This is a genomic window from Loktanella sp. DJP18, assembly GCF_049310965.1.
Classification (GTDB): domain Bacteria; phylum Pseudomonadota; class Alphaproteobacteria; order Rhodobacterales; family Rhodobacteraceae; genus Loktanella.
The window spans coordinates 1-6,888 of record NZ_JBMERN010000158.1; the positions used below are offsets into that span (position 1 = coordinate 1).

At 56.0% G+C, this 6,888-nt stretch carries 3 protein-coding genes; all 3 read right to left on the bottom strand.

Annotated elements, in window-relative coordinates:
* Nucleotides 1–37: 37 nt before the first annotated feature.
* On the bottom strand, nucleotides 38–1,300 hold the full coding sequence (locus ACOI1H_RS22430; protein WP_422440320.1) for a UvrD-helicase domain-containing protein: 1,263 nt from the start codon (nucleotides 1,298–1,300) through the stop codon (nucleotides 38–40).
* 251 nt (nucleotides 1,301–1,551) lie between these two features.
* Nucleotides 1,552–4,821 (bottom strand): DEAD/DEAH box helicase family protein, encoded by a 3,270-nt coding sequence (locus tag ACOI1H_RS22435; RefSeq protein WP_422440321.1) that lies wholly within the window; start codon nucleotides 4,819–4,821, stop codon nucleotides 1,552–1,554.
* On the bottom strand, nucleotides 4,821–6,888 hold a 2,068-nt coding region (locus tag ACOI1H_RS22440; RefSeq protein ID WP_422440323.1), incomplete at its 5' end, for a site-specific DNA-methyltransferase. The genes ACOI1H_RS22440 and ACOI1H_RS22435, both read right to left, overlap by 1 nt.

Below are 6,888 nucleotides of genomic sequence, written 5' to 3' on the forward strand. Positions count from 1 at the left end.
ACGAAGGGCGCGGTGACCAGCCGTTCGCTGCCATCGGCTATCTTCTGGCGGCGCACCCCGAAATGCTCGATGTAGATGCCGCTCTCAACCAAGCGGAAGTCCGGCTGGTAATCGCGCCTGCCGGTTTCCGCGATCTTGTGTTCATAGACAGGCTCATACTCGTAATCGACGCCGTTTTCATACAGCCAGTTGGCGATTTGCAATTCTTCGTAACTCTTGACCTTTCGCCCTGCAGCGTGCGCAGGTCTTGCGCTTCCATGTGGATGTAGAAGTCGTGCTTGGTCTGGAAGTCCCATTCCGTCTTCGGCTCGACTAAAAAATGCGCGAACCACCGGATTATCGCCTTCGACACGTCCGATAGCCCGTGGACCAGGTCCTTCAGGATCTGCTTGATCAGGTTGGTGAACGCCATGTCATCGGTGGCGTGACCGGCCAGAGCGGGCTTTGACCCTTCGACGATGCCGATGACGTCATAGGCAATCGCGTGGAAGGTTCGCGACATGATGGGCACGCCGGCTCGGGCCTCGACCCGTTCCGACATCTCGTCCGCCGCATTCTTCGCAAAAGCGAGAAGCAGGATTTCTTCCGGCTGACGGATGCCCGCCTTGACCAGATAGGCGGCCTTGGCGGTGATGACGCTGGTCTTTCCAGATCCTGCCCCGGCTAGAACGAGCGTCGCATCCTCATCGACGACGACCGAAAGGCGCTGTTCCGGCGTTAGCGGCTTGCTCTCGATCGTGTCGAAGAAATCCTTCCAGCGATCCAGTTCGGCGGTGACGAAGGCCGTGATGCCGTTCGCCCGCAATGTGCACGGATCGCTTGCAAACTTCCGGACGGGCGCAATGCGCGCGACGGTCTCGCGACCAATGGCCTCGGCATTCAGCTTCGACAGGAGCGAAGCGTCCAGAGCACGGGTTTGTTCGAGCAAGGGCGCGATATGACACGCGGCGGGGTATCGGGACGGCGCTGCCAGCGACATCACCTCAGCGAGGATCCTGTCCAGGCGCGCCGCTTCCTTCTCGAGGGCCGCGAGATTGAATCGGGTCCACGCTTTCTTGATCCGTTCCGAAAAGTCATAGGCATCTTGGTGGCCCGCGCCCTTCAGCGTGACATCGTCAAACTCGCCCGAACTGATGGTCAGTGCGGTTCCGAGCATCCCCTTCCGAAGGGAAGGTGCTCTCGCCAAGGACTGCAACGACATTGACGCGACCTGACTGCGGCGTGTGATCCGGATGTAGTCCCCGTCCAGCTCCATGGCGCGGGCGGACTTGCCGAAGGGATCAGCCAGAAATCCGAACAAAGGGCGTTGTTGCTGTCGAATCAATGAACTAGGCCTCGGCACTTTCTTGAGCTTGACAGGGTCAATGCTAGCTTGGCCGCATGGAGCGCACGACTTCTCCATACTTGCCGTCCTCGTAGCCGTTCTCCCATATCCCCTCGACAGGAAATCGCTGTGTCTGATCCTCGGCCCAATTGTACGCCGCTCCGACAAACGAGGAAGGTCGCGCGCTCGATTCTGATGCCATCACATACTCTCCATTATTGCGACGATCAGACTGATTGCTGCGCTTTCATTTCGCTTAGCCTCTGCATCATCTTGCCGACGTAGGTTGTCTTGTCTTCCTCTTGAAATAGGATATTCCGCGCCTCCATTGTCGGCTTATCGACTGCCCAGAGCAATCGCATTACATGAGACGGAGTGTTTGAAACGATGAAGCTGCTCAGCGCAACCGATGGTTCGCCAAGGCGTCTCTCAATATCCTTGATAGTCTGGAAAAACTGAATCTTAGGGTCATTGAAGCCGATGTTCCGAATGCCCTTCGGATCAACAAAGGCGATGAACTGCTGCTCACCCGAAATTAGCCAAAGGATAAAGTCCGGGTGAAAATTCCCGGCCTCGAAGAATCCGACACCACGCCCCTTGCTCAGGTTTCGCAGGAGATAAAGCTCCTTGTCAGCGAAAAACGCTGGGGACTCGTCATGAAATAGTCTCACGTCCTCGACTAGATTTCGCTCGCCCTTGTTAAGCGGAACCGGACTGACTTCGACAATGCTCTGATCGAGATATAGAAGCGGTTCATAGAGATGCCGCCCAAACCAGATCGCCTTCATGCCGCTGAACTCCCACGGCTTCAGGTCACCATTCTCGATCAGGCCCTTCAGCTCCGTGAGCTTCGTAACGATCTCTTCCTGCGACCGGTCGAGAAGGATGCGGTAGTATCCTTCGCCGTTTTCGTCCCGGCCTTTGGGGAAGTTCGGATCGTTTTCCGTCAGCTCCTGAAATTCGAGGTGGGGCAACTCCCATTCGCGCTTGCGGAACGTGTAATAGCGCTCAGTAAATTTCTTCAGCAGCGACAGTGCGATTTCTTCCCAAAGTCGGACCTTATCGAACGAGTCACACATCAGCTCCTCGGCCGGAATAAGCAGCTGATACCAGCTATGGTCGGCAAGAAGGTCGGCAATCCCATTTTCCGAAAGGTTAAGATTGTGCCAGCCGCGCTCGGCCTTGAACCGCTCCAGTTCGAAGTAGAGTCGATCAAGGTCGAGGAAGGCGATGTGCCTTCCGTTCAGATGGGCCTGGTTTGGCGCTGCCTCGACATTGCCACCTGCGACCCCGCCCGATTTCATGGCTTGGATTTTTGGGTACCAGTTGAGAACAACCTGGTTCTTCTGAAGGTATGCCGTTGCCTCTTCCTTGGCCGGATCGGGTTTCGACAGGGTAGGAATTGGCCCAAGCCGCCGGAACGCATCGCCAAACTCGGTACTGACACCATTGATCGTGTTCTTAAGGCGGATCATCTTGAGCTTCTGGGTTCCTAGGTTCTTGATGATCGGCAGCATGAACTCGAAGCGGTCATCGTTGACCGGCAGCCCTTCCTCCTCAAGGAAGTCGCGGAATTGGGCCATGTAGTCCGCTCGAATCCCGAAGATAGAGAGTGTCTCCAGCACGCCGATGTGTTTGGGGCGCTCGATCTCATCGGCCAAATGCGCCTTGCCGCTGCGCTTTAGGCTCGAACCATAGCCCTTGAGCCGCACACCACGGCCGAAGAGCTGGATAATCTGCGAACCTTCCGTCTGGCCGATATTCATCAGGCCCATGGTGCTCACGCGCCAGCTGTTCCAGCCTTCGGTAAACTTCTTTGACCCGATCAGCAGGTTGACGGTCGATTGCGGGGTGTTGATCGCATGGAAGAGCGAGCCTGCGAACTCGCTGTCCTGGGTGGCGATCCCGTTGTCTTCACATAGTTTGACCAGCTTGGCGTCGTCGCCCACGTTGATCACGCCGAAGGGTTCGTTGTCGCCGACGCGTAGCGCGATTTCGCCGGTTGCTCCTTTTAGGTTCTCGACACGGAGCGCGCCGCCCCCTGCGGCGTTGAACAGGATGGAGAGCGTTTCGTCGAACACCTGCGCGGCTGAGAGGCCGAGCGTGTTCAGATAGGTGAAACGGCCCGCGAAAAGGTTCTTCCCACCGGCGGTGACGAGGCCCTGATTAAGAACGCGCTGGATACGTTCAATGCTCGCGGAACGGTTGGCCACGTAGCGCGATAGAAACTTCAGTATTTCGATGATGTCGGATGCATCCCGCGAGGCGAGTGTCTTTGTCACGCTGCCGCCGACAAAAATCCAGAGCGGCTTGTCGATATTGAACGGGCGGAACGCGAAGCCCTGCTCCTTGAAGAGCCGTTGTTGCTGGAAGAAAGCCAGAAGGCAGGCGACCAGATAGGCGTCGAGATGGTTAGCCTGCGTGCCCTCGTCGAGATTGAGGATCTGGTAGTCCTTCCCGAATCCGTCGCCGTAAAAGTAGCGGTAGGAATAATCGAAGAGGATGCTTTTGGCATAGGTGTCGGTGAGCGCTCGGCTTCCCTTTACAGCTTGCCCGAAAGTGGCTGAATACTCGAAAGAGAAGCCCTTTTCGCAAAGCGCATTGCGGAAGCGCATCCAGGCACCTTCCTCCCCGCCTGATGCGCCGCGGTGACCCTCGTCCACCAGCACCAGGTTGTTGCCCTCGAAGGCGTCGATGGCGATGGTCTTCTCGCCCATCTCGTCCTTGAGCTTATGGATGTCGAGGATCTCAATCCGCTGCCCGGTAAACAGCCCGGCGCCGTCCTTCTGGAACAGCTCGGCTGCGAGGCCCGCCGCCTCGAACTCTCGCAAATGCTGGTGGCTGAGACCCTCGTTTGGCGTCAGCAGAATGATCCGGTTCAGGTCGCGGCGACGGCCGTGTTTGTCGAGATAGAACTGGTATTGCAGGATATTGGCATGCATCAACAGCGTCTTGCCGCTGCCGGTCGCGCTCCAGTAGGAGATCTTGTTGATCTGTGACCATGCTTCGCCGTCTTTCTTGAAGGGCGCAATGTGGTCCGCTTCGGGCTTGTCATCATTGCAGGAGGCGACCTGTTCGTTGATCGCTTTCAGCAAGGCGGCTGGATCGCTGAAATAGCGATCGAGATAGATTTCGGTGAAGAGCAGCGTCAGGTATTGGAAATACTTCCAGACGATCGGGTCTTCGCCACGGGTTATGCGGCGCTCGTTCAGGCGCTGTGTGTGTTTGACGATGTTCTGATCGTACTCAAGCAGCAGTTCGGTCGGCAGCTTGGTGAGATTAAAAAGCTGCGCCGTCAGGGCGTGATGGAAGTGATGGACGTTGTTCTCGTCCATGCCTTCCAGCTTCTCGTTGCGCAGGATCTCGGCCAGTTGCTCAAACCGCTTTACGTCGAACAGCGACAGAAGCCACTGGTTCAAAGCCAGCTTGTTAACGAAAGGGACCTGAGGTCTTCCGTTCGCGCGACGGCGCGTGGTCGTTGTCGTGGCGCGGGCCATCAAAGACCCTCCGTGTCGAACATCAGTCGGTGGAAGTCCTCTTCGATCAGACGGACCTTCCATGTGTCGTCGGCTGCTTTCAGGTTTTCCAGGTTGTTGTCGCCGTTCACGTAGATCAGTCCGAACTCGCTGTCCTTGGCGGAATAGCCCGCGCGCGTGAACCAGGTGTCCAGCACGAGGTTGTCCTGCTCCGGATCGCCCGTGAGCTTGCGCCAGATGATCAGCGCGCGGCGCCCATCCGGTGTGGTGCCGGTCACGGTGCGGAACCACCACGGACCGGCCGCGTCCTGGCGAAGCCGTCCCTTGAGGTCGAGCCGTCCCTCGGCGTCGCGCTCGAATTCAGTCGTGAAGGTCTGCGGTGCAGCGATGCCCTGCACAGTGAGGCCGATCAGCCAGTTGAACGTCTCCAGCAGATCGACATCCACCTCGCGGCTTTCATCCGATCCCGGACGCTTCACCTTCAGTTTGTAGGCGGTCGGATCGGCAAATGCTTTGACGTTCAACAGCGACTGGCTGCCACGCGTTTCCACGTCGAGCATGTAGCGGAGCATATATTGCTCCTTGAGGCGATCGACGCCCTGTGCGTCAGCAGATGCCAATAGATCGTCCTGCTGCGCGGAGCGGCGGGGGACCAGATTGTTGAGGGCGTCTTCGTAGGACTCGAGGCGGATCACTTTGAGTATCTTCGGACCGGCATTTGTCTCGTCTCTGCTTGCAGGCGCCGATGGTTTCCCCGCCGACCAGTGAGGGGTGAATGTGATCTTCTTCATTCGAGGCAACAGCACTGAATCAAAGTGTGCGCCCATTTCAACTAGCACGAACTTCCGTCTTCCTCCGTTTTTCCGGTTGAGGTTAATAACAGCGTGTCCGGTAGTGCCGGAACCCCCAAAATAATCAAGAATAGTCGCATTGGGTGCCCCACCTCCCGCAATATAAATGGCATCCTGCACGGCAAAAATCGATTTGGGATATGTAAACGGAGAGCTGCCAAATAGCGATTTAAGGACAGCAGTGCCGTGCTCTGTCGCAGAGTATTTTGCATCAAACCATGATGAAACCGAAACCACTCCGTCGTCATGAGGCCTTCGCTTTGCATAAACATAGTCTTTCCCGGACCGATCTTTACGGATGCAAAGGTCGGAAACCCTCCGTGTTACGGAGCTGTGCTCCCAACGCCAACGCTTCTCAACACCATCCTCGTTGACTGGCCAAACAACCTGTTCATTTTGTTTGGGCTCATCTTTCACAATCCAAGATTCGGTTGCCTCATCCCAATCCATCTCAGGAATTCGTATGGTATTATCACCTAGATAAATCGGATAAAACATTGTCCGCCGGTCATCGCGATTTGCTCCAGCGCCTTCGCGGCGAAGGTTCCGCCACTCGAACACACCTTCCGCATCTTTCTGCGAGAAGCGCGCAGATTGCTCTTGTGTAGGAGGCATTCTACCAATTTTCGACTTGGAGGCTTCACCAGCGAAAATCAAATACTCGTGCGAGACTGAATAGCCAGTCTGCGTTGGTCGGCCTGAGGGGTTTGCACGTACCACAATGGTGCCCAATATCCTTCCATCAAAATTCTCACCAATGAGGAAATTGAGCTCGCGGTACTGCTCGTCATCGATTGCTGCGATCAAAACACCAGAGTCTGTCATGACCGGCCGTGACAGGCGCAGTCGATCATTCATCAGCGACATCCAACTGGAGGACTTGTAGCCGTTCTTGTAGTCGATGGCTGACGCGTCCGTATTATATGGCGGATCGATATATATGCAGTCGATTTTAGCGTAATATCTTGATTTCAAGAGCGCCAGAGCCTGAGAGTTTTCGCTGTCTATAAGCACGCCGTCTGTTTTTTCATCAATATCGTCAATTACATCTATCAGGCGTTCTCGCAATTTTTCTCCGAAATGGCGCGTGTCAACCATAAGTGTCGGGTGCGCCTTTAGAAATTCGACAGTGACTGGGGCTGTATACGCAGGCGTTGTGAGGTCACCCTTGATCTCATCAATCGCAAAAAGCTGCACCCACTCCTCTCGTTGCGCATCATTGACGACGATCTCCGGA